The sequence below is a fragment of the Shinella fusca genome, assembly GCF_014203155.1.
GTDB lineage: Bacteria > Pseudomonadota > Alphaproteobacteria > Rhizobiales > Rhizobiaceae > Shinella > Shinella fusca.
The window spans coordinates 146,248-167,160 of record NZ_JACHIK010000002.1 but is presented as its reverse complement, the minus strand read 5'-3'; the positions used below and the strand labels follow the sequence as shown (position 1 = coordinate 167,160).

Here is a 20,913-nt window from a genome sequence, read left to right as displayed (position 1 = left end):
CGGAACGCGTTTGCGCCGCGCGCCTTTCAGGCGGCGCAAACGCATCACTCACACAGGCTATTGAAAATACTTTGTTTTCTGACGCGATTTTTGCAAACGCAAAAAATCTTAGCAACTGCGATTATTTGGAATCTGTTATCAAACAATTGAAATAATGAATTTGTTTGAATTAATGGCCCGTGCTTAGGTTCCTTACATAACGAAAAAGGCGGGAACGAATGGTACGCGAAAATCCAACTGCGTCGCTCGCAAGTCTGGCCTCCGGTCAGTCCTTTGCGCTTACGGGAGGCACCGTCATCCTCGAGGACGGCTCGCAATCGGCAAGCGACATCATCGTGGGAGCGGACGGGCGCGTCGTCGCCGTCGAACCCTTCCTCGACACGAGTTCGTGCGGAGCCTGCGTCGATATCGCCGGCATGCTGGTCACGCCCGGTTTCCTCGATGCCCACCAGCACCTCGACAAGACCGGCGTGCTGCGCTTCACGCCCAATCCCTCCGGCACGCTGCAGGGCGCCCGCGAGGCCTTCGCCAAATATGCCCGCACCGCCGGGCCCGACGACATCCACAAGCGGGCGACGCGCACCGTCGAGCGATGTCTTTCCCGCGGCACCACGGCCATCCGCAGCCATATCAACGTCGACAAGGATGCCGGCTTCCACGGCATCGAGACGCTGGCGGGCGTGCGCGACGCCGAGAAGGACCGCATCACCCTGCAGCTCGTCGCCTTCATGACGCCGCATCCCGGCCAGGACTTCGACTGGCTCGGCAAGAACATCGACGGCGCGGTGGCGCTGGCCGATGCTGTCGGGGGAACACCCGCCGTTTCCGAGGACCCGCCGCGCTATCTCGACATCCTCTTTTCCGCCGCCGTGAAGGCCGGCAAGCCGGTCGACCTGCACCTCGACGAGCATCTCAACGCCGGCGTCCACCTGCTCGATGCCGCCCTCGACCGGGTCGAGCGCTTCGACATGCGCGGCCGCACCGTGTTCAGCCACATCTCCGTGCTGAGCGCCCTGCCCCGCCGCGACTTCCAGCGCATCGCCCAGCGCATGCTCGACCTCGATGTCGGCGCGGTGACGCTGCCGGCAGCGAACCTCTACCTTCAGGGCCGCGACTACGAGATGCTGCCGCCGCGCGGGCTTACCCGCGTCGCCGAACTTCACCGGATGGGCGTCACCATCGCCACGGCCTCGGACAATATCCAGGACCCGTTCGTGCCGACCGGCTCGGGCGACATGCTGGAAATCGCCCGCTGGACGCTGCTCGCCGGCCATCTGCGCGGCGACGAGCTCTCCGCCGCCCACCACATGATCACGACGGCGCCGGCTCGCCTGATGGGCCTCGGCAAGGACTACGGCCTGAAGGCCGGCGCGCGCGCCGACTTCGTCGTCACCGATTGCATCGATACCGACACGCTGGTTGCCGGCGGGCCGGATCGCGCCTTCGTCTTCTCGAAGGGCCGCCTCGTCTCGCAGACGGCGACCGAGACCATCCGCGAAAAGGAGGATGCATAACCGAGCGGCGACTCCGGGGGATTGGAACTGCAATCTATTGGGAGGAATGAAATGGGAAAGACCGCGATTTCACGTCGTTCGTTGCTTGCGTCCACCGTTGCACTGGCCCTTGCCGGAATGGCCGGGCCCGTCCATGCCGAGGACTTCAAGATGGGCCTCCTCGTTCCCGGCAGCGTCGCCGAGGAAGGCTGGAACCGCATCGCCTACGACGCGCTGAAGCGCGTCGAGAAGGAACTCGGCGCCAAGATCAGCTATGTCGAGCTGCCCGACAACCCGGCCGCCTTCGAAAAGGCGTTCCGCGACTATGCCAGCCACGGCTACCAGGTCGTCCTCGGCCACGGCTTCCAGTTCCAGGATGCGGCCCTGACGACGGCGGAGGACTTTCCCGATACCGTCTTCCTCGTCTCGTCGAGCTACATCCACGAAGGCAAGGTGATCGGGCTCAACACCGATGCCAGCCAGCCCTTCTATCTGATGGGCGTGATCGCCGCGAAGATGGGCAAGGGCGCCGGCCTTGTCGGCGGCATGGAGATCCCGCCCATCGCGCATGCCTTCGAAGGCTTTGCGAAGGGCGCCAGGAGCGTCGATCCGGACTTTCCGGTCTCCACCGTCTATATCGGCAGCTTCACCGATGCGAGCGCGGCCAAGGAAGCCTCGCTCAGCATGATCTCGCAGGGCGCCGATTTCGTCGTTCCCAATGCCAATGCGGCGGGACTGGGCGTCATCCAGGCGGCGCAGGAGACGGGCGACCGGCTCGGCACCTTCAGCGTCTACAGCGACTACACGGACGTCGCGCCGAAGAACATTCTCGGCACGTTCATCGCCGATTACGGGCAGGGCATCGTGCGCATCGTCTCGGGGATCAAGGACGGCACGATACCGCAGAGCAATGTCGACTTCGGCCTGGCGGACAAGGACGTGATCAAGTTCACGTTCAACGACGCGGCCGCCCGGTCCGTGCCGGAAGACGTCCGCAAATATGTGGAGGAGGTGAGCGCCAGGATCGCCGCAGGCGAGATCGAGACGCGCACGAAGTAACCGATGCCCCTCCGGGGAAATCATCTTAATGGGAGGAAGAGCAATGAGACTTTCACGACGGACTTTCCTGGAAGGAGTGGCGGCGCTGTCCATCGCCGTTTCCATCCCGGCAATGGCTCAGGCCGAAGACTTCAAGATGGGCCTTCTGGTGCCCGGCAGCGTCTCGGAAGAGGGCTGGAACCGCATCGGCTACGACGCGCTGAAGGGCGTGGAATCCCAGCTCGGCGCCAAGATCAGCTATGTCGAGCTGCAACAGAACCCCGCCTCCTTCGAGAAGGCGTTCCGCGACTATGCGAGCCAGGGCTACAAGGTCATCCTCGGCCACGGCTTCGAGTTCCAGGACGCCGCGCTTGAAGTGGCGCAGGACTATCCCGACACCTACTTCCTGATCTCGTCGAGCGCGATCCACGAAGGCAACGTCATCGGCCTCAACACCGATACCAGCCAGCCCTTCTACCTGATGGGCGTCATCGCCGCGAAGATGGGCCACAAGGCCGGCCTCGTCGGCGGCATGGAGATCCCGCCGATCCAGCAGGCCTTCACCGGCTTCAAGAACGGCGCGAAAAGCGTCAATCCCGATTTCCCGATCAGCGAGGCCTATATCGGCAACTTCACCGATACGACGGCGGCCAAGGAAGCGGCCCTCAGCATGATCTCGCAGGGTGCGGACTTCGTCGTGCCGAACGCTTCGGGCGCCACCGTCGGCGGCTACCAGGCCATCGCCGAATCCGGCCCGGACGTGCGCACCTTCTCGATCTTCAGCGACTTCACGCCGGTCGCGCCCAACAACATCCTCGGCCTCTACGTCGCCGATTATGCGCAGGGTGTGGTGGAAGTCGCCCGGGCGATCAAGGACGGCAACCCGCCGACCGAGAACGTCGTCTTCGGCCTGAAGGACCCGAAGGTCATCTCCTTCACCTTCCGCGAGGACGGCCCGGTCACGGTGCCCGAAGACATCCGCGCCGAGGTCAAGGCGATCAGCGACAAGATCGCGGCCGGCGAGATCAAGACCGACACCCCGTAATCGGCTGTGCTGCGGCCGGCCCTCCGGCCGCAGCGCACCGTCCAGCGCCACGCCAACATCCGGACCTATCATGGAACAGGTTAACCAGGGAGTGCGCGAGACCGTGTATCCTCAAGCAGCCCATACTTTCTACCGCAAGCTCTCGCAGATCGCACTCAGCGCGGTGACCCCCATCGCGGCGGTCTCCGTGGCGCTCGCCTGCGGGGCCGTCCTTCTCTGGCTCAACGGCTTCAACGGGCTCGACGCCATCACCGTCATGGTCTTCGGCTCGTTCCAGGACATGCGGGCGGTCGGCGAGATCCTCCTGAAGGCGACGCCCCTCATCCTCATCGGCGCGGGGCTCTGCGTCGCCTTCCGGTGCAGCATCTGGAACATCGGCGCGGAGGGCCAGCTCTATGCGGGGGCGATCGCCGCCACGCTGGTCGGCACCAGCCTCGACGGCCTCTCCGTCTGGATCCATGCGCCGCTCGTCATGCTGGCCGGTGCGCTCGCGGGCGCGGCCTGGGCCGGCATTGCCGGCTACCTCAAGGTCCGCTTCCGGGCGAGCGAGATCGTCACCACGATCATGCTCAACTATATCGCGCTGATCCTGACGAGCTATCTCGTCACCGGCCCGATGAAGGATGCGAGCGCCGCCTATCCGCAATCGGCGCGCCTCGTGCGCGAAGCCTGGACGCCGCGCATCGTCTCCGACATGCGCCTGCATATCGGCATCCTCATCGCCGTCGTGCTGGCCGTCGCACTCTATATCTTCCTGCAAAGGAGCAGCCGGGGCTTTGCGCTGCGCGTCGTCGGCCTCAATCCGCATGCGGCGCGCTATGCCGGCATGGACGTCGCCCGCAACGTGATGGTCGCCATCTGCATCTCCGGTGCGATGGCCGGCCTTGCCGGCGCCTTCGAGGTGGCCGGCGTCACCCACCGGCTCTACCAGAACATCTCGCCGGGCTACGGCTTCGAGGGCATCGCGGTGGCGCTGCTCGCCAACAACAATCCCCTGGCGGCGATCCTGTCGGGCGGGCTTTTCGCGACGCTCCGCTCCGGCTCGGAAGTCCTCCAGATCACCTCGCAGGTGCCGCAGGTCCTCGTGCTGGTCATCCAGGGCATCGTCATCCTCTCGGTCGTCGCCTTTGCCAAGCTGCGCGACATCCTCAGGATCGTGGCCTGAAAGAATGGAAACTCCCGCAGGGCCGCCGGTCCTGCGGGAAAACAAAAACCTGGGCGACATTCCCGAAGGACCTCACCATGGACGACATGATGTTCCTCACCTTCCTCGCGACGCTCATGGGCGCCGCCTGGAGGCTTGCGACCCCCCTCATCTTCGCCTCGATCGGCGAGGTCTTCTCCGAGCGTGCGGGCGTGCTCAATATCGGGCTGGAAGGCACGATGCTCGTCGGCGCCTTCTGCGGCTTCGCCACGGCGTCCGCCACCGGCAGCATCCTCATCGGGCTTCTTGCCGGCATTCTCGGCGGCATGGCGTTCGGCCTCCTCTTCGCCCTCTTCACGATCACCATCAAGGCGGACCAGATCGTGGTGGGCGCGGCGCTCAATCTTCTCGGCATGGGGCTGACGGCCTTCCTCTTCCGCACCTACTACGTCTCGACGGGCAAGGGCATCGAGATCGCCCAGCCGGTCCACATTCCCTTCCTCAGCGACCTGCCCTTCCTCGGCGAGGCCTTCTTCCGGCAGAACCTCATCGTCTATTCGACGATCCTCGTGACGATCCTCGCCGCCCTCGTGCTCTACCGCACGTCCTTCGGCCTGACACTGCGGGCCGTCGGCGAGCATCCGAAGGCCGTCGACGTCGCCGGCCGCAACGTCGCGGGCTACCGCTATGCCGCCGTGCTGGTCGGCACAGGGCTTGCCGGGCTCGGCGGCGCCTTCCTGACGCTCGGCCATTCCAACCAGTTCGTCGAGGGCATCACGTCCGGCCGCGGCTTCATCGCGCTCGCCGTCGTCGTCTTCGCCCGCTGGTCGCCGACGGGGGCCTTCTTCGTCTCGCTGCTCTTCGGACTCTTCTATGCCCTTCAGTTGATGCTGCAGGCCGAGGCATCGGTGGTCGTGCCCTACCAGGTCCTCCAGGCGCTTCCCTACATCATGACGATCGTCACGCTCATCGTCGTCCGCGGCAAGGGCGCGGCTCCCAGCAAGCTCGGCCAGCCCTACGAGATGAGGTAACGGACATGTCCAACAAACCCTTCCTGCGCATCGACAACATCCGCAAGCGCTTCGGCCCCATCGTCGCCAGCGACGGCGTGTCGCTGGAAATCGAAGAGGGCGAGATCCACTCGCTGCTCGGCGAGAACGGCGCGGGCAAGAGCGTGCTGATGAGCATGATCTGCGGCATGGTGCGGCCCGACGAGGGCGAGATCGTCTACAGGGGCGAGGTCGTGCGCTTCAACAGCCCGCGCGAGGCGATCCGCCAGCGCATCGGCATGGTGCACCAGCATTTCATGCTCGTGCCCAACCTGACGGTCGCGGAAAACTACATCCTCGGCCAGGGCTCGGCGCTGCGCGTCATCAACGACATGGACAAGGTCCATGCGAGAATCCGCGCGCTTTCCGACCGCTACGCCCTCGACGTGCGCCCCGATGCCGTCGTCGAGGACCTTTCCGTCGGCGAGCAGCAGCGCGTGGAGATCCTGAAGGCCCTCTTCCACGGCATCGACCTCCTCATCCTCGACGAGCCGACCGCCGTGCTGACGCCGCAGGAGACCGACCGGCTGCTCTCGCTGATGGGCGATCTCGTCAAGGACGGCAAGACGGTCGTCTTCATCTCGCACAAGCTGGACGAGGTGATGCGCGTTTCCAACCGCATCAGCGTCATGCGCGACGGGCGCGTGGTGCATACGGTCGATGTCGGCGAGACGAATGCGCGCGAGCTCGCCCGCATGATGGTCGGCCGCGACGTGCGCATGGAGCTGCCGCGCAGCCCCGAGCCCGCCGGCCGCATCGTGCTCTCCGTCGAAAACCTCACCTGCCGCGCCGAAACGGGCCTTCCCGCCGTGCGCGGGGTGAGCCTCGACGTGCGGGCCGGCGAGATCGTCGGCATCGCCGGTGTCTCGGGCAATGGCCAGACGGAACTGTCGCTGGCGCTCTCCGGACTGCTGCCGGTCGATTCCGGCCGTGTCGTGCTCAATGGCAAGGACATCACCGGGCTCGATCCCGCCCGCATCAATGCCAGCAGCTTCTCCCATATCCCGGAGGACCGCCACAAGCACGGCATCGTCATGTCGCTCTCGCTCAGCGAGAACGCGATCCTCCAGCGCTACGACCAGGCACCCTTCGCCGCCCGCGGCATGCTCAACGGCCGGGCGATCGGCGAGCACACCCGCGACCTCATCAAGCGCTTCCGCGTGAAGAGCCGCGACGAGAACCAGGCGATCGGCTCGCTTTCCGGCGGCAACCAGCAGAAGCTGGTGGTCGCGCGGGAACTCGCCCGCAACCCGGATTTCATCCTCGTCAACCAGCTTGCCCGCGGCATCGACATCGGCGCCATGGAATTCGTCATGGAGGAGATGCTGAAGCAGCGCGACAACGGCCGCGCCGTCCTGCTCATCTCCACGGAGCTGGAAGAGCTGTTCGCCATCTGCGACCGCATCCTCGTGATGTTCCACGGCGAGATCCTCGGCGAGCTGCCGCCCGACCGCAGCCGCCTCGACGAGCTCGGCCTGCTGATGGCCGGCAAAACGGAGCAACCGGCGCTTGCAGGCTAGACAGGAGAACGCGCGGTAGCGTTTTATACGAACCGCACGAACAGGAAGGCGGCGCGGACATGAACATAACCCTGCGGCAACTCAGGGCCTTCATCGCGGTGGCCGAGTTTGGCCAGTTCAATCTCGCCGCCCGGAACCTGCACATCACCCAGTCGGCGGTCAGCATCCTCATCCGCGACCTCGAGACGGAGATCGGCGTGCGGCTGTTCGACCGCCACACGCGCATGGTCTCCCTCACGCTCGTCGGCCAGGAATTCCTGCCGCAGGCGCGCAAGATCCTGAAGGATCTGGAGCTTGCGGTCGGCGACGTGCGCGACAACGCCTCGCTGAAGCGCGGCCAGGTCACCATCGCCGCGGCGATCGTGCTGGCCGCGACCATCGTGCCGCCGATCCTTGCGCGCTTCATGCGCATGTATCCGGAAATCTCCGTCAGCATCCGCGACATGCCGGAAGAGCAGATCAGCCCGGCGCTGAAGCGCAACGAGGTCGATATCGCCGTCGGCACGCTGTCGGAGGACGATCCCGAGATCGCCGCGACGGCCCTGCTGCGCGACAAGCTGATGCTCGTCTGCCGGGAAGACCACCGTTTCGCCAAGCGCAAGTCCGTGCGCTGGACGGAACTGAAGGACGAAACCCTCATCACGCTTGCCGCGGCCAACCCGCTGCGCAACATCGTCGAGCACAATCTCCTGCGCGTCGTGCCCAACTACCGGCCGAAATACGAGGTGCGGTTCTCCACCACCGCCATGAGCATGATCGCCGCCGGCATGGGCGTCGCCGTGCTGCCGGAAAACTCCAGCCAGCTCGCCTCGGCCGTGCGGGTGACGACCGTCGATCTCATCGAGCCGATGGTCATGCGCGACGTCTCGCTGCTCCAGCGCCGCCACCACAGCCTTTCGCCGGCGGCGGAACATCTCAAGGCCGTCTTCATCGCCTATGCCGCCGATCGCGAGGCCCTTTCCGGCCTCGCCGACTAGCACCGCGCGAAATATCCTGCGGGAAGGCTATCTCCCGTCACAACCTGCCCGACATTTGCCACAAGCCGGATCGATATGCAGCCGTTGCCCAGCGCGGATCGAACCATGTCGAATGAGAATAACGGGATTGTCGAGGATCGGCCGGCGCTGATCGTGCGGTTCTTCCTGACCTATCGGTTTTACATCCTGGGTGCGGCCAGCCTGCTGATCTTCGCCCTCGTCGCCTCGGGCGTCTACCGCCTCACCGCCGAAGTGCGCTACGACGAGGTGCTGGCGGCGCTTTCCGACACGTCCTGGAGCGCCATCGCCCTTGCGATCCTCTTTACGGGCCTCAGCTTCTTCGCGCTCGTCCTCTACGACGTCAACGCCATCGACTATGTCGGCCGCAGGACGCCGTTCCCCTCCGTGGCCGTCACGGCCTTCATCGCCTATGCCGTCGGCAACACCGTCGGCTTCGGCCCGCTCAGCGGCGGGGCGATCCGTTTCCGCGCCTATTCCCGGCTTGGCCTCTCGCCCGGCGAGATCGCCCGCGTCATCGCCTTCGTCACGCTCTCCTTCGGCCTCGGGCTCCTCTCCGTCAGCGCGCTCGCCACCCTCGCCGTCGCCCCGCGCGTCGCCGGCATCCTCGGCATCGACGCCGGCTGGCTGCGGGCCATCGTCCTTGCCGTTCTCGCCGTCCTGGCGGCCGTGTTCTTCATCGGCCGCGCCGGCAAGGGAATCGATATCCGGGGCTTCAGCCTGCGCCTGCCCGACAGCCGCACCACCTCCCGCCAGTTCCTCGTCTCGGCGCTGGACATCGCCGCCGCCGCATCCGTGCTCTACGTGCTCCTGCCGGAAACCCATGTCGGCTGGCCGACCTTCCTTGCCGTCTATGCGGTGGCGATCGGCTTCGGCGTCCTCAGCCATGTACCGGCCGGGCTCGGCGTCTTCGAGGCGGTCATCATGGCCGGCCTGTCGAATGTCATCAGCATCGACCAGCTCCTCGGCAGCCTCGTGCTCTACCGGCTGATCTATTACGTCCTGCCGCTCCTCCTCTCGACGATCCTGCTGCTCGTCACGGAAATGCGGCAGCTCACCCTGCGCCCGCGCGTGGCCGAGGCCGCGCAGCTTGCCGGCAAGCTGGCCCCGGCGCTGATCGCGACGCTGTCGCTGGTGCTCGGCACCATGCTGATCTTCTCCAGCGTGGTGCCGACGCCCGATTCCGACCTCGACGTGCTGGCAACCTACCTGCCGCTGCCCATCGTCGAGGGCGCGCATTTCCTCTCCAGCCTCCTCGGCCTGCTGCTGGTGGTGGCCGCGCGCGGCCTCGGCCAGCGGCTGGACGGGGCCTGGTGGGTGGCGCTCGGGGGCGCGGCGGTCGCCTTCGCCTTCGCCTTCCTCAAGGCAATCGCCGTCTTCGAGGCGGCGCTGCTCGCCCTCTTCATCGTCGCGCTCCTCGTCAATGCCCGCGCCTTCGACCGGCACAGCTCGCTGCTGCGCCAGACGCTCGGCCCCTCCTGGCTCGCGGCCATCGGCGTCATCCTCGTCACCGCCTTCGTCATCCTGCTCTTCGTCTACCGCGACACCGAATACGGCCATGACCTGTGGTGGCAGTTCGAATTCTCCGAGGAGGCCCCGCGCGGCCTGCGCGCGCTTCTCGGCCTTGCCATCGCCGCATCGGCGCTCGCGCTCTCCAGCCTGCTCCGCCCGGCGCATTTCCGCACGGAAGGGCCGACGAAGGAGGAACTGGAGCGCGCCGTCGCCATCACCATGGAACAGGACCTCGCCGACGCCAATCTCGTGCGCATGGGCGACAAGCGGCTGCTGTTCTCCCCATCCGGCCGGTCCTTCATCATGTACGGCATCCACGGCCGCTCGTGGATCGCGCTCGCCGACCCGATCGGCGCGGAGGAGGAGTTTCCCGAGCTCGTCTGGCAGTTCGTCAGCGCGGCGCGCGCGGGTGGCGGGCGGCCCGCCTTCTACCAGATTTCGCCGCCGCTGCTTTCGGCCTGCGCGGATGTGGGCCTGCGCGCCTTCAAGCTGGGGGAGCTCGCCGTCATCGATCTCGCCGGTTTCGAGATGAAGGGAAGCCGCTTTGCGAACCTGCGCCAGTCGTACAACCGCGGCCTTCGCGACGGCCTCACTTTCTCCGTCGTGCCGCCGGGCGCGGTCGACGCCGTCCTTGCCGATCTCCGGGCGATTTCGGACGGCTGGCTCGCCGAGCACGAGACGAAGGAGAAGACCTTCTCCCTCGGTGCCTTCGAGGATGCCTACGTCGCCGCCCAGCCCGTCGCCGTCGTGCGGCTGGAGGATAAGATCGTCGCCTTCGCGACGCTGATGGTGACGAACACCAGGCACGAAGCCACCGTCGACCTGATGCGCTTTGCCCCCGAGGCGCCGAAGGGCACGATGGATTTCCTCTTCGCCAGCATCCTCGAATACCTCAAGGCCGAGGGCTACCGGCAGTTCAACCTCGGCATGGCGCCGCTCTCGGGCATGGCGCGGCGCGAAGCGGCCCCGGTCTGGGACCGGGTCGGCGGAACGCTCTTCGAGCACGGCGAGCGCTTCTACAACTTCAAGGGCCTGCGCGCCTTCAAGTCGAAATTCCATCCGCGCTGGGAGCCGCGCTATCTTGCGGTATCGAACGGAACGGGCGCGGCGCTCGCCCTCATGGACGTGACCTTCCTCATCGGCGGCGGCGTCAAAGGAGTGATTGCGAAATGACATTTTCCCCTCGCCTCGCCGCCGGGCTGCTTGCCGCCCTCCTCCTGCCGCTTGCCGCGGCCGCCGATGATGGCGGGCAGACCTTCGACACGGGCATGATCCCGCCCGGCCATATCCTGATGCCGGACGATGCGCCGGAGGCGAGCATCTTCCTCATCTCCGGCGCGGACGGATGGGGCGATGCAGAGGACGAGCAGGCCGCCGCCCTCGTCGACAAGGGCGCCGCCGTCATCGGCATCGACCTGCCCGCCTATCTGAAGGCCCTGCAGGCCAACACCGAGAGCGACGATCCCAAGGCGTCCGACGACTGCGTCTACATGATCTCGGATATCGAATCGCTCGCCCATCAGGTGCAGCGCGCGGGCGGCTCCACGAGCTACCACCCGCCGATCGTCGCCGGCATCGGCGAGGGCGGCGCGCTGGCGCTCGCCATGGTCGCCCAGAGCCCGGCCGCGACCGTCGGCGAGGCCGTCGCCGTCGATCCCGACGCCGGCATCGCCCTCGACAGGATCCTCTGCACGCCCGCCGCCAAGACGAAAGCGGACGGCCGCACCGTCTACGGCCTGACGGACGGCCCGCTTCCCGCCGCGATCACCGTGCTCTTCACCGCCGATGCGGCGCAGGACGGCCGCGACCATGTCGCCGCGCTCAGGAAGGCCCATCCCGACATCGACGTGCGCGATGCGTCGGCAACCGCCGGGGACGTCCTCGGGCAGGCCCTCGCCGACCGGATGGATGCGGAAAGCGACACGGATTCCCCGCTCGGCCTGCCGCTCACCATCCTCAAGGCGGCGCCGGCCTACGACACGATGGCCGTCGTCTATTCGGGCGACGGCGGCTGGCGCGACATCGACAAGGAGGTGGCGGGCGCCCTCCAGCAGCGCGGCATTCCGGTCGTCGGCGTCGATTCGCTGCGCTACTTCTGGTCCGAGCGCAAGCCGCAGGAGACGGCGGACGACCTTGCGCGCATCATCGATACGTTCCGCAAGAAATGGAACGTGAGCCATGTCCTGCTCGTCGGCTATTCCTTCGGCGCGGACATCATGCCGGCCACCTACAACCTCCTTTCGCCGGAGGACAGGGCCCGCGTGCCGCAGGTCACGCTCATGGCGCTCTCCCGCCAGGTCGACTACGAGGTTTCCGTGACAGGCTGGCTGGGCGTTGCCGGAGCCGGCGCGGGCGGAGACCCCGTCAAAGACATCGCGAAGATCGATCCCGGGGACGTGCAATGCATCTACGGCTCGGAGGAGGACGACGATCCCTGCCCGACGCTGAAGGCATCGGGCGTCGAATCCATCCGCATCAAGGGCGGCCACCACTTCGACGGCGACTATGACACGCTCGCGACCCGCATCATCGAAGGTCTCAAGCGGCGGCTTGAAAAATAGCGGGAAAAAGACCGCCTGAAACAGGCATGGCGGAACGGGGGGAAAACCGTATAGAAAGCCGTCTTTCGGAATCATCGGCGAACTGCGCGCGAACATGCTACAGCTTGGACAGCGCAGGCCGTGCGGAACATGAGAGAAAGTATGGCGGACGACGACCGTGACGACGATCGCAAACCCGACACCGATGCAATGCCCGCCGGCGCCGCCGAAAAGGAGCAGCGCGGCAAGCTGACCGTCTTCCTCGGCGCCGCGCCCGGCGTCGGCAAGACCTACGCCATGCTGACGCGCGCCGGCAAACTCAAGGCCGAGGGCGTGGATATCGTCGTCGGTCTCGTCGAGCCGCATGGCCGCAGCGAGACGGCCGCCCTTCTCGACGGGCTCGAAGTGCTGCCGCGCCGCAAGGTCGTCCAGGGCGAGAAGGTGCTGGAGGAATTCGACCTCGACGGCGCGCTCGCCCGGCATCCGCGCATCGTGCTCGTCGACGAGCTTGCCCATTCCAACCCGGAGGCGAGCCGCCATCCCAAGCGCTACCAGGACGTCGAGGAACTGCTTGCCGCCGGCATCGACGTGTGGACGGCCCTCAACATCCAGCATCTCGAAAGCCTCGCCGACATCGTGGCGCAGATCACCGGCGTGACGGTGCGCGAGCGCGTGCCGGACCTCGTCCTGAAGAAGGCCGACGAGATCGTGCTGGTCGACCTGCCGCCGACCGAGCTGATCGAACGGCTGAAGGAAGGCAAGGTCTACCTGCCGGAAAGCATCAGCCGCGCCGTCGACCGTTTCTTCCGCCTCGGCAACCTGACGGCACTGCGGGAACTTGCGCTGCGCCGCACCGCCGACCGGGTCGACGACCAGATGGTCGACTACCTCCGCCAGAATGCTATCGAGGGCCCGTGGGCGGCCGGCGAGCGGCTCCTGGTCTGCGTCGGGCCGGACGATCTTTCGGAAAAGGTGCTGCGCGTCGCCGCGCGGCTCGCCACAGGCCTCCACGCGCCCTGGCTCGTCGTCTCCATCGAGCGGGCGGACCGTGAAGAAGAAACGCCGGAGCGCCTGCAGCGCATCGAGGCGCTGTTCCGGCTGGCCGAACAACTGGGTGCGGAGACGCGCCGGGTGGCCGGCACGGATTTCGTCGAGGAGATCCTGAAGCTCGCGCGGCGCGAGCACGCCACGCAGATCGTCATCGGCGCCCGGCGCCAGCGGGGCTGGATGCGGTTCTTCTCCCGCTCCCTGCCGGATGCGCTGTCGCGCCGCGCCAGCGGCCTCGGCGTCTATTTCGTGACGCCCGAGAAGGCGGACAAGCCGGCCATGCCGGCTGCCGCCCTTCCGGCCGTCAGCATCGCTTCACTGCGCCATGCCGCGCTGGTCGCGGCCGGCCTCGTCGGCGTGACGGCGGTGGCGGGCAAGCTCGTCTACCAGTTCGCCGAACTGCCGAACATCTCGCTGCTCTTCCTGCTCGCCGTGCTCGGCGCAGCGGTGGTCGGCGGCTATGCCTCGGCCTTCATCGCCGCGCTTCTTTCGGCGCTCGCCTACAACTTCCTCTTCATCGACCCGCTGCACACCTTCACGATCACCGCGCCGCACGAGGTCTTCGCGCTCGTCGTTTTCGTGTCCGTGGCGGTGATCGCCGGCAGCTTCGCCTCACGCATCAAGGAACAGGCGGAAGTTTCGCGCGTGCGCGCCGCCGCCCTGCAATCGCTCTACGATTTCTCCCGCAAGCTCGCGACGACCGCGACCGGGGACGATGCGATCTGGCTCGCGGTCTCCTATCTCCAGGCCAGCCTCAAGCGCAACGTCGCGCTGTTGGTCCCGGAGAAGGGCGACCTCAAGGTCGCCGCCGTCTGGCCGCCGGATACCGATCTCGACGCCACCGATTTCACCGCCGCGCGCTGGACGCGCGACAAGCAGGAGCCGGCGGGCTTCGGCACGGGAACGCTGCCGGCGAGCCGCTTCGAGTTCCGTCCGCTGATGGGCCCGCACGGGCTGGTCGGCGTCTGCGGCATCGAGCATTCCGACGAGCGCCTCGACCTCAACGCCGAACGGGCGCTGACCGCCATCCTCGACCAGACGGCCATCGCCCTCGACCGGGCGCGGCTTTCCGACGAAAGCGTGACGCAGGCCGCGCGCCTCGAAGGCGAGCGCTACCGCGAGGCGCTGCTTTCCTCCGTTTCGCACGACCTGCACACGCCGCTCGCCACCATCCTTTCCGCCGTCCGGAGCCTGCGCCAGCCGGCCGCCGATACGACGGCAGAGGAACGCGACGAACTGCTGCGCTCGATCGAGGAGGAAGGAAGCCGCATGAACCGCTTCGTCTCCAACCTCCTCGACATGACGCGCATCGAATCGGGCACGCTGAAGCCGAAGAGCGACTGGATCGACGTCTCCGAACTCATCCACTCGGCCGTCGAGCGGGCGCGCAAATACTATCCGGGCAAGGTCATCGAGACGGGGATCGCTCCCGACCTGCCGCCCATCGAGGGCGATAGCGTGCTGCTCGGCCAGGTGCTCTTCAACCTGCTCGACAATGCCGTGAAATATGGCGGCGAGGAGCCGGTCAACGTCTATGCGCGGCGCGACGGGACGGACGTGCTGATCTCGGTCACCGACCTCGGCAAGGGCATCGCGCCGGCCGACATCGACCGCATCTTCGACAAGTTCCACCGCCGTGGCAAGCCGGACGGCCGCACGCAGCAGAGCACGGGGCTCGGCCTTTCCATCGCGCGCGGCTTCGTGGAGGCGATGGGCGGGCGCATCCATGCCGAAAGCCCCGCCGTGAAGAAGAAGGGCACGCGCATCGTCATCCGTTTCCCGATCGGAGACAGGACAAAGGCCGAGAAGGCGAAATGAGCGAGGCCTACTCGCTCTCGGGAGTGCCGCGCCGCCAGTAGGAGACGACGAGGTGCTCGCTGCCGGCAAGCCCTCGTTCCTGCCGCACATGGCTGCGGATCGCCCGGAAAGCCTCGAATTCGCAGCCGGCCCAGACATAGACCTTGCCGCCCTCCGCCGGAAAGGCGGCGGCGCGCACCGCATCGGCAAGAAGACTGGTGCCGCCCGCCGGCCGGCCGTCGCGCAGGAGCCATTCAACGGCAATGCCGGCCGGCCCGGCGAGCGCCTGGATCTCCGCCGCATCGGCGACTTCGATGAAGGCAAGGCCGCGCGCATCGGCCGGCAGGTGCTCCAGCATCCGTGCGATGGCCGGAAGCGCCGTCTCGTCGCCGGCGAAAAGATACCAGTCGGCCGCAGCAAGGCCACCGCCGCCCGGCCCCACCACCCCGACACGGTCGCCGACCGCGGCGCGTTCGGCAAAGGCCGAGCCCGGCCCGGCATCGGCATGCAGCACGAAATCGATGTCGAGCGTGCCGGCGGCAAGATCGACGCTGCGCACGGTATATTTGCGCATGAGAGGGCGCAGATCCGGATTGTCCCAGGCGATCACACCGTTCGCCCCGACGCGAGGCCATTGCGGCTCGGCGGCCTCCGGGCGCTGGACCATCAGGTTGAGGTGCAGCGCATCGAGCCCGGCAAAGCGCGCGACGTTCTCGCCGGAAAGGGTCAGCCGGCGCATGTGCGGCGTCACCTGCCGACAGCCGACGACCTGAAGAATCTGGAAATTCGGCGGCCGGACGATCTCGCCGCCGTCGCCCGTCCAGGCGATCTCCGGCGGGTCGTCCCCGGCAAATTCCAGGATATGCGAGGCCACCGACATGCGGGCGAGATAGAGGCCTTCGAGGTCCGGCGCGGCGACTTCCACCACCGTTTCACCCCCGGCGCGGGAAAACTGCGCGCTGATCCCGCCCATGCGCAGCAGCGGGCCGGTCGGGCCGGCGCTCACCACGGCATTATGCTCGGTCATGTGCTCGCAGAATTCCGCGATGACGGGATCGGGATCGCGGAGGGCGATGCGGGCCTGAGCGGTATAGTGTCTGCCTTGCATGCGGCGTCCTATTCGGTTTCGTGGTCGATCCAGAACGTGCCTTCGAGCGGCACCGCCAGGAAACGGTCGTTGATTTCGGCGAGCGTCGCGGCGGGGTCGACATCGGAAAAGACGTCGGGATGCAGCCACTTGGCGAAGCACTCGAAGACGAGGATATTGACGACGGAGATGGAGAGCTGGTGCGAAACCGCATGGGCCCGCCCGCTGCGCACCGCCGTCAGCGCGTCGCGCATTCCTTCCCCGAGAATGCCGTCGAAGGATCTTTCCGCCGAAGCCCGGTCGATGCCGCCGCCGAGAACGAGGCCGCCCTGGGCGGCAAGATGCGGGCCGCCGGTCGCGATATAGACCGACGGATCCGCCCCGAGCACGAATTCCGGGCTCAGCCGGCCGTCATAGCCCGGCACATCCGCGCCGATGCTTTTCCCGCCGGCAAGGCGCAGCGCCTCCGTCATCCGGTTGCCGCTGCCCGGCGTCGAACAGCAGGTGGCGCCCGCATGGGCGTCGACGAGGACGGAGACCGGGGAAAGGGCGGCGGTCCTGTCCGTGATGCGCTTGTAGCGCGCCCGCACGAAATCGCCGTAGGCCCTGCCCTTCTCCTCCCGCCCGACGGCCTTGGCCAGCAGTTCCACGGAAAAGGCCGTCGTCTCGGCCGGCCCCTTGCCGTCGTTCACCGGCCCGTCGAGGAAGAGAACCGGCACGCCGGCCGCCTCCAGCGTCGCCGCCGTCTCGTTCCAGCCGGCCTCCCAGATGGAGACGACGAAGAGGTCCGGCTTGACGGACAGGATTGCCTCGACGGAGGTTTTCCCGGGCAAAACGGCGCCGACGGCCGGGATCGCGTCGATGGCGGGAAAGCGGCGGCGGTAGGTCTCGTACATGCCGCGGTCGATGCGCTGCGGCGCGGCCCAGCCCGCGATGCGCGCGACGGGATCGGCGTCGACGAGGGCGAGCGAGATGAGGATGAGGCTTTCGTTCGTGGCGATGCGGTGCGCGGGCCCGGCGAGGCGGACGGTACGCCCCGCCGCGTCGGACAGCACGATCTCCGCCCGCGCCGGGATGGACCACGCCAGCACGAGGGCCGCGGCCACCATCAGGAAACGGAGGACCGGCGGCATGCCGCCGGCTCTCTTCATCGACGGAAATCGCGTCAACAAGCTCACCATTCGTATTTCAGGCTTGCCATGACGGTCCGGCCCGGGCCGTAGTTGCAGCTTCCGCCCATATCGTTGGTGCACTGGACGACATAGACCTCGTTGAACAGGTTGGAGACGTTGAGGCGCAGCGTCGTTCCGGAAAAGTCCTTGTTCAGGGCGCCGAGGTCGAACTGCGCGCCGATATCGACGAGCGCGAGGCCCGGGATCCTGAGCGCATCCAGATAGGTCGTGTCGGTATGGTAGGACGACATGGCGCGAACGCCCGCGCTCAGCGACAGGCCCTCGGCCCATTCCGGCCGGTACTGCACCCAGAGGGCGCCCTGATGCCTCGGCACGCGGAGCATGTCCTGCCCGACCTGCGTTGCGATATTCGTCTCCAGCACCTTGGAGTCGGAATAGGCATAGGAGGCGATCAGGTCCAGTTCCGGCGTCAGCTCGTACTTGCCCTCGATCTCGAGGCCGCGGATGCGCTGCTCGCCGGTCTGGACATAGCCGAGCGTGGTGCCCGTGCCGCTGTAGACGGGCGTCAGCGCATTCTCCAGCGTCAGGTCGAAGACCGAGACGCCGATCATGCCGCGCTCGCCCTCCGGCTCGTACTTGATGCCTGCCTCGAACTGCTGCGATTCCTGCGCCTTGTAAGGATCGCCGTCGACGTCGGCACCGATCGTCGGCAGGAACGACGTGGAGAAGCTCGCATAGGGCGTCAGGCCGTTGTCGAAGAGATAGGCAAGCCCGGCCCGGCCCGAAAGCGCGCCGTCCTCGTTCTCGTAGGTGACATTCTTTATGCGGTCTGTCGTCGTGATCTCCGAATGGTCGTAGCGAAGGCCGAGCGTCGCCAGCCAGCCGTCGTAGCGGACCTGATCCTGGATATAGGCGCCGATCTGGTCCTGCTCGGATACCCTGGAGGTCGTCCAGGCCGGGAAGGCATAGGTGCCGCCGTAGACAGGGTTGAGGTAATCCTGGCTGGTTATCTTCGCGCTGCCGAAATACCGATCGGACTTGAGATGCATGTATTCGAGCCCGAACAGCATCGTATGGTCCAGCGCGCCGGTATCGAAGCGCGCTTCGAGCTGGTTGTCGATATCGATGGACGACAGCCTGTCGTCGGACGCAGAGACGACGCGGCCGAGCGTGGTGCCCGAAGGCGGCTTCGTCGTCCATGTCCAGGCCGGATTCACGACGGCCAGGAACATGTTCTGGTCGGCATGGCTGTAGCGCAGGTTCTGCCGGAAGGTCAGGTCTTCGGTGAGATTGTGCGAGAACTCGTAGCCGGCCGTATAGAGATTGGCGTCGAACTCGTTCGCATTGGAGAGATAGTCACCCATATGGGTGCTGGTCGGTATCTGCCCGGCCGGGTTCTGTATCAGCGTGCCGAAGGCCGGATAGAAGCGCCCGCTGAAATTCTTCGGGTTCACCTTCTGATAGAAGCCGTAGAGGGTAAGCGAGGTGTCCTCGTCGGGCGACCAGGTGAGGCTCGGCAGCAGCATGAGCTGCCTGTTGCGCTCCTCGTCGATCTGGCTGCCGAGGTCGCGCGCCTGCCCGACGAGACGATAGGACCAATCGCTGTCGGCACCGACCGGCCCGGTGAAATCCACCGAGGTCTGGATGCCGCCGAGGGACGACGTCGTCACCTCCACCTCGTTATGGGCGTCGGTCTGCGGCCGCTTGCTGACCTGGTTGACCAGGCCGCCGGGCAATGTCTGCCCGTAGAGGACCGAGGACGGTCCCTTGATCACCTCGACGCGCTCCAGCGCATAGGAATTGATCGGGGTGGAGGCATATCCCTCCGTATCCCCCGCCATGGCGAGGCCATCGAGCCAGAGCCGGGCATAGGCATTGTAGCCGCGGATCCACATCCAGCCGCCGCGCACGTCGTCGCCATTGGCCTCCGCCATGACGCCGGGCGTGTAGCGAAGCGCCTCGCGGACGGAGTTTGCACCGCGCGCATCGATCTCGTCACGCGTGACGACGCTGACAGCCTGCGGCGTCTCGCGCAGCGGCGTGTCCGTCTTCGAGCCGCTGAGGCTGCGCCTGGCGACGATGCCGCGGTCGGGGCCTTTCGCATTGTCGCCGGCATTGTCCACGGTGACGGCCTGAAGCTCCGTCGTCGCCGCATCCTGCGCCGACAGCGGCCCCGCCGCCGCGCCCACCGCGAGCGCCACCGTCGAGGCGAGCCAAAGCCGCCGGCGCCCTGCCCTCCTCATCGCCGTTTCCTGTCCCAAATTCATGTTCACGACCCCAACGTCCCTGCCTTCTGCAATAACTTGACCTTGTTAATCAAGTTAAGTTATTCCTAGGGCAACATTCGCACGGCCGGCAACGCCGGTTCCTTTGCGGAACGCGCAGATGCCTTTGCGCGACGGGAAATCTCCACCCCGGGTCGGGAAACGCAACAGAAGGGAAAGCAATGGCAGCCGCAAGCGGCGATGCCGGAAACCGGGCCGACGCAGGCCATCTTCGCGTGCGCGATTTCATGCGCCACGAAGGCATTGCGCTCGAAAGCCCGGAGGAGCGGCTTTCCCCCGACGATACGCTGATGAAGGGCGCGTTCCTGCACCGGGAACTGCGCCGCGGCCTCTTGCTGCATGTCAGCGACGCCATCGAGGAGCGGGCCTTCACCGCCACCTCGCTCCTGCCGGAAGAGCTCTCCTGCATCTTCTTCCTGGAGGGCAGCGTCGATCTTGCGATCGGCGGCCGGCGCTTCGCCTTCCATGGCGAAGGGGGCCTTGCCGAAGGCGTGGCCATCGTGAATTCCTGCCCGGAGCATTTCGCCCGCGCCTCCCGCGGGCGCCAGCACCTTCGCCATCTCGTGGTGTCGGCAACGCCCGAATGGCTGCACCGCGACGCGCTCGAAGCCGTCACGGACGGGACAGGCGGCGCCCGGCTGCTGCGCAACCATCTTGCCGAGCACCGCTGGACGCTGACCCCGCGCATGATCGACCTCGTGCGGCAGATCTTCTCGCCCTCCCCGCTCGTTCCCGAACTGCGCGACCTCTATCTGGAAGGCCGGGCCGTCGAACTGGTGGCCGAGACCATGGCGGCGGTGCTGCGGTCCGACCGCCGCGAGGCCGGCGGCGCGACGCTGACCCGCCAGGACGCCGTCTGCCTGCAGCGGGCGAAGGATTTCGTCGAGGCCCATGCCGGCGAGCCGATGAGCGTGGAGGCGATCGCCCGCGAGGCGGGCATCAGCGCGAGCGGCCTGCAGCGCCTCTTCCGCGCCGCCGAGAGCCGTAGTGTCTTCGACTATGTGCGCAACGTGCGGCTTGAGCGCGCCTTCACCGCCCTCGGCCGCGGCGAGGCCACGGTACAGGAGGCGAGCGCCATCGCCGGCTATACCAGCCCCGCCAATTTCGCCACCGCCTTCCGCCGCCGCTTCGGCATCGTGCCGACCGCCGTCCGGCGCACGGGCCTTTCCTGAAGGGCACGGCGCAAGCCGCGACGGCTGCCTGAAAGTTTATTTGCACAACCGTACCG

The 20,913-nt window shown here is 66.7% G+C and carries 14 protein-coding genes; 11 read left to right on the top strand and 3 right to left on the bottom strand.

Translation table 11 applies throughout. The annotated features are described in order from the left end of the window. The first annotated feature begins 218 nt into the window (after positions 1–218). From HNQ66_RS03075 to HNQ66_RS03030, 10 genes are all read left to right on the top strand, one after another. Positions 219–1,514: an amidohydrolase family protein gene (locus HNQ66_RS03075; RefSeq protein WP_184140729.1), complete on the top strand. Its 1,296-nt coding sequence runs from the start codon at positions 219–221 to the stop codon at positions 1,512–1,514. A gap of 51 nt (positions 1,515–1,565) precedes the next feature. Further along, positions 1,566–2,552: a BMP family protein gene (locus tag HNQ66_RS03070; protein WP_184140727.1), complete on the top strand. Its 987-nt coding sequence runs from the start codon at positions 1,566–1,568 to the stop codon at positions 2,550–2,552. A gap of 43 nt (positions 2,553–2,595) precedes the next feature. Continuing rightward, on the top strand, positions 2,596–3,576 hold the full coding sequence (locus tag HNQ66_RS03065; RefSeq protein WP_184140725.1) for a BMP family protein: 981 nt from the start codon (positions 2,596–2,598) through the stop codon (positions 3,574–3,576). 103 nt (positions 3,577–3,679) lie between these two features. Further along, on the top strand, positions 3,680–4,741 hold the full coding sequence (locus HNQ66_RS03060) for an ABC transporter permease (protein WP_343059415.1): 1,062 nt from the start codon (positions 3,680–3,682) through the stop codon (positions 4,739–4,741). A gap of 77 nt (positions 4,742–4,818) precedes the next feature. Then, complete coding sequence (locus HNQ66_RS03055; protein ID WP_184140721.1) at positions 4,819–5,751, top strand: ABC transporter permease; 933 nt, start codon at positions 4,819–4,821, stop codon at positions 5,749–5,751. 5 nt (positions 5,752–5,756) lie between these two features. After that, on the top strand, positions 5,757–7,289 hold the full coding sequence (locus tag HNQ66_RS03050; RefSeq protein WP_184140719.1) for an ABC transporter ATP-binding protein: 1,533 nt from the start codon (positions 5,757–5,759) through the stop codon (positions 7,287–7,289). A 59-nt stretch (positions 7,290–7,348) separates the two neighbouring features. Then, the gene (locus tag HNQ66_RS03045; protein WP_184140717.1) at positions 7,349–8,266 is read left to right on the top strand and encodes a LysR family transcriptional regulator; all 918 of its coding nucleotides are present in this window, start codon (positions 7,349–7,351) and stop codon (positions 8,264–8,266) included. Positions 8,267–8,371: 105 nt separating this feature from the next. Next, on the top strand, positions 8,372–10,969 hold the full coding sequence (gene mprF / locus HNQ66_RS03040) for a bifunctional lysylphosphatidylglycerol flippase/synthetase MprF (protein WP_184140715.1): 2,598 nt from the start codon (positions 8,372–8,374) through the stop codon (positions 10,967–10,969). Beyond that, on the top strand, positions 10,966–12,357 hold the full coding sequence (locus HNQ66_RS03035) for a virulence factor family protein (protein WP_184140713.1): 1,392 nt from the start codon (positions 10,966–10,968) through the stop codon (positions 12,355–12,357). Before mprF ends, HNQ66_RS03035 begins: the two co-directional genes overlap by 4 nt. Before the next feature lie 141 nt (positions 12,358–12,498). Then, the gene (locus HNQ66_RS03030; protein ID WP_184140711.1) at positions 12,499–15,201 is read left to right on the top strand and encodes a sensor histidine kinase; all 2,703 of its coding nucleotides are present in this window, start codon (positions 12,499–12,501) and stop codon (positions 15,199–15,201) included. A 7-nt stretch (positions 15,202–15,208) separates the two neighbouring features. On the opposite strand, the gene HNQ66_RS03025 is transcribed toward HNQ66_RS03030, so the two are convergent. The 3 genes from HNQ66_RS03025 to HNQ66_RS03015 are packed head-to-tail and all read right to left on the bottom strand — an operon-like array spanning position 15,209 to position 19,643. Next, positions 15,209–16,288, bottom strand: coding sequence for a siderophore-interacting protein (locus HNQ66_RS03025; protein ID WP_184140708.1), 1,080 nt, complete (start codon positions 16,286–16,288; stop codon positions 15,209–15,211). 8 nt (positions 16,289–16,296) lie between these two features. Further along, positions 16,297–17,400: an ABC transporter substrate-binding protein gene (locus HNQ66_RS03020; RefSeq protein WP_246434154.1), complete on the bottom strand. Its 1,104-nt coding sequence runs from the start codon at positions 17,398–17,400 to the stop codon at positions 16,297–16,299. Positions 17,401–17,441: 41 nt separating this feature from the next. Then, positions 17,442–19,643 (bottom strand): TonB-dependent siderophore receptor, encoded by a 2,202-nt coding sequence (locus HNQ66_RS03015; RefSeq protein WP_184140706.1) that lies wholly within the window; start codon positions 19,641–19,643, stop codon positions 17,442–17,444. A 203-nt stretch (positions 19,644–19,846) separates the two neighbouring features. On the opposite strand from HNQ66_RS03015, the gene HNQ66_RS03010 reads away from it, so the two are divergent. Continuing rightward, on the top strand, positions 19,847–20,857 hold the full coding sequence (locus HNQ66_RS03010) for an AraC family transcriptional regulator (protein WP_184140704.1): 1,011 nt from the start codon (positions 19,847–19,849) through the stop codon (positions 20,855–20,857). The last annotated feature ends 56 nt before the right edge of the window (positions 20,858–20,913 follow it).

Bases quoted from the DNA above. Each gene is read 5' to 3' on its own strand.
- HNQ66_RS03055 (WP_184140721.1), top strand. From the start codon at position 4,819: ATGGACGACATGATGTTCCTCACCTTCCTCGCGACGCTCATGGGCGCC.
- HNQ66_RS03020 (WP_246434154.1), bottom strand. From the start codon at position 17,400: ATGCCGCCGGTCCTCCGTTTCCTGATGGTGGCCGCGGCCCTCGTGCTG.
- HNQ66_RS03070 (WP_184140727.1), top strand. From the start codon at position 1,566: ATGGGAAAGACCGCGATTTCACGTCGTTCGTTGCTTGCGTCCACCGTT.
- HNQ66_RS03015 (WP_184140706.1), bottom strand. From the start codon at position 19,643: ATGAGGAGGGCAGGGCGCCGGCGGCTTTGGCTCGCCTCGACGGTGGCG.
- HNQ66_RS03035 (WP_184140713.1), top strand. From the start codon at position 10,966: ATGACATTTTCCCCTCGCCTCGCCGCCGGGCTGCTTGCCGCCCTCCTC.
- HNQ66_RS03025 (WP_184140708.1), bottom strand. From the start codon at position 16,288: ATGCAAGGCAGACACTATACCGCTCAGGCCCGCATCGCCCTCCGCGAT.
- HNQ66_RS03050 (WP_184140719.1), top strand. From the start codon at position 5,757: ATGTCCAACAAACCCTTCCTGCGCATCGACAACATCCGCAAGCGCTTC.
- HNQ66_RS03030 (WP_184140711.1), top strand. From the start codon at position 12,499: ATGGCGGACGACGACCGTGACGACGATCGCAAACCCGACACCGATGCA.
- HNQ66_RS03075 (WP_184140729.1), top strand. From the start codon at position 219: ATGGTACGCGAAAATCCAACTGCGTCGCTCGCAAGTCTGGCCTCCGGT.
- HNQ66_RS03045 (WP_184140717.1), top strand. From the start codon at position 7,349: ATGAACATAACCCTGCGGCAACTCAGGGCCTTCATCGCGGTGGCCGAG.
- mprF (WP_184140715.1), top strand. From the start codon at position 8,372: ATGTCGAATGAGAATAACGGGATTGTCGAGGATCGGCCGGCGCTGATC.
- HNQ66_RS03065 (WP_184140725.1), top strand. From the start codon at position 2,596: ATGAGACTTTCACGACGGACTTTCCTGGAAGGAGTGGCGGCGCTGTCC.
- HNQ66_RS03010 (WP_184140704.1), top strand. From the start codon at position 19,847: ATGGCAGCCGCAAGCGGCGATGCCGGAAACCGGGCCGACGCAGGCCAT.